Source organism: Bacillus sp. JJ722 (genome assembly GCF_036963345.1).
Lineage (GTDB): Bacteria > Bacillota > Bacilli > Bacillales > DSM-1321 > Bacillus_AD.
The window spans coordinates 541-2,496 of record NZ_JBALMO010000358.1; the positions used below are offsets into that span (position 1 = coordinate 541).

Annotated in this window: 2 protein-coding genes; both read right to left on the bottom strand. The window is 30.0% G+C overall.

The genetic code is table 11. The features are described from left to right. Nucleotides 1-318: 318 nt before the first annotated feature. On the bottom strand, nt 319-1,290 hold the full coding sequence (locus V7014_RS26090; protein WP_335511862.1) for a phosphotransferase: 972 nt from the start codon (nt 1,288-1,290) through the stop codon (nt 319-321). Nucleotides 1,291-1,549: 259 nt separating this feature from the next. After that, a complete protein-coding gene (locus V7014_RS26095; RefSeq protein ID WP_335511864.1) occupies nt 1,550-1,774 on the bottom strand; it encodes a hypothetical protein in 225 nt (74 codons plus the stop codon). Between the last annotated feature and the right edge of the window lie 182 nt (nt 1,775-1,956).

The window sequence follows — 1,956 nt, forward strand, 5'->3', positions numbered from 1 at the left end:
TTGAGTTATTATCAATATACAATAAAATCTCGATTAGTTATTACTAATCAGATTTTTAGGTCACGACTGAATTGTTTAAGTCATTATTAAGTTGTCACAGTCACGACTAAATTGTTTGGGTCATGACTAAGTTGTCTGAAGACAACAATATGAATCTAACAATTTAATTCATTTAACATTTAAAAGTTCACTAAATACTAATTTAGCGAATATTATACAAGGGAACGAATGTTTGATATACTGTTAAATAGTGTCGCTATTTTAATTAAATTGATTGGAGGAGAAGTAGTCTATCGTTATGGTGCTTCTCTTTTGCATTTATTTACATGGTATATATCCACTCGAACTATTTAATATTTCATATGTTTCTTCAATAAACTTTTTGTGCCTAACTTTGTCTTCAATACCTTCTTCGATACGATCAAATCGAAATGCTCTAATGATTTGAAAAATCGTATCGAAATACGTTCTTTCCAAAAGTGTTAGCGGACGACTATTCTCATAGCTTTGCATAAAGCAATGAAATCGTTCTAATGGACTTTCTTCTCCAGCAAACGAATAGTGCCATGATATGTAAACACCAGCTGCTATGCATTCATTTAAAAATACTTCATTCCCTGCAATATTAAAATCATATACACCTTTTATCTTGCCTGTTTCAGAAAAAATCATATTATATGGACAAAAATCCCCTTGTACTGGTCCGCTCGGTAATGAGTGCCATACTTCCTTTACATGCTGGCGTTTTTCTAAATATATCTTTTGAATGTCATCTACCAAGTCTTTTCCTATCATAGCATTGATAAAATCTTGAAAAGATAATTCATTTTCATCATAATCTCCTAAAGAATCAGTTGCATTTCCACCAAACATTCCAAAACTGGTGCCTGAATCAAATGAAAAGTTTATTTGACTTGATAATTGATGTTGTTTTCCTAATAGACTACCAATTTCTTTTAATTGCAACATTGTTAGTTGTTCTATTTCAGTACCTTCTATTTTTTCTTCTAATGTTAATATAAAATTATTATATTTGAAGGTAGGTGCACCTGAATCTGTATATAAATATGTTGTAAAAGGAAAACCTTTTTCCTTCATGAGCGATGCGAATTGAACTGTTTTCTGGGTGAATTCCTCATTTGCCTCTTCGCCTTTCAAATAAAATTGCTGCCCATGACTATAAAATTCTACTAATATATTGTCTTCATTTCGATAAAATTGAATTTGCTCAATATGTTCTATATTAAAATGATAAGCCACGTCTATTACATCTTTTTCCTTCAAAACCAAAGCAAAACCCTCCTGCCAAATAAACAATATGGTACAACATATCGAAAATGTACCATTTCTAAAACTTTCGTTCTTCCATAATTAAATATATTTGGAAATAAAGAAAAATACAAGGTTTAATATTTCTGGATATATCACGTTTGTGTGGGCAAAGAAAATTTGTCGCATTTGGTTCTGAAGGATGCTGTTTTAGTAGAGATATTTTTAATATAGAAAACTAAAACTAGCTGATGAAAAAATCTTTATTTTCTAGAAGANNTTAATAAACAGGTTGTTGGTTTTGGCAAGGTGGGAATCCATTAATGTCTTGAATCATATAAAAGTCGTATTGTTTTAAAGCGAACTGTGCTTGATATAAATATTCAATAACTTGTACCTTACCATCAGAAATACCACAAAGAATACCTGATGTCCCTTGGCCATTTGTAAGTGAAATTCCAACGGGTTGACCAAGTAAATATCTAATTTTATATTGCCATGGCATTCGATCACTCCTTTAGCAATAGGTTATGAGTATAAAGGAAATAGGTGCTTGTATAGTATTTAAGTAAGGGATAAAGTAATGAAAACAAAAAGGTGATATTTATCCCTTATTTTTTACTTAACGTATCTTTTATTTTATAAACTTTATAAATTAACAACATAACATTATCATAAATACAAAGT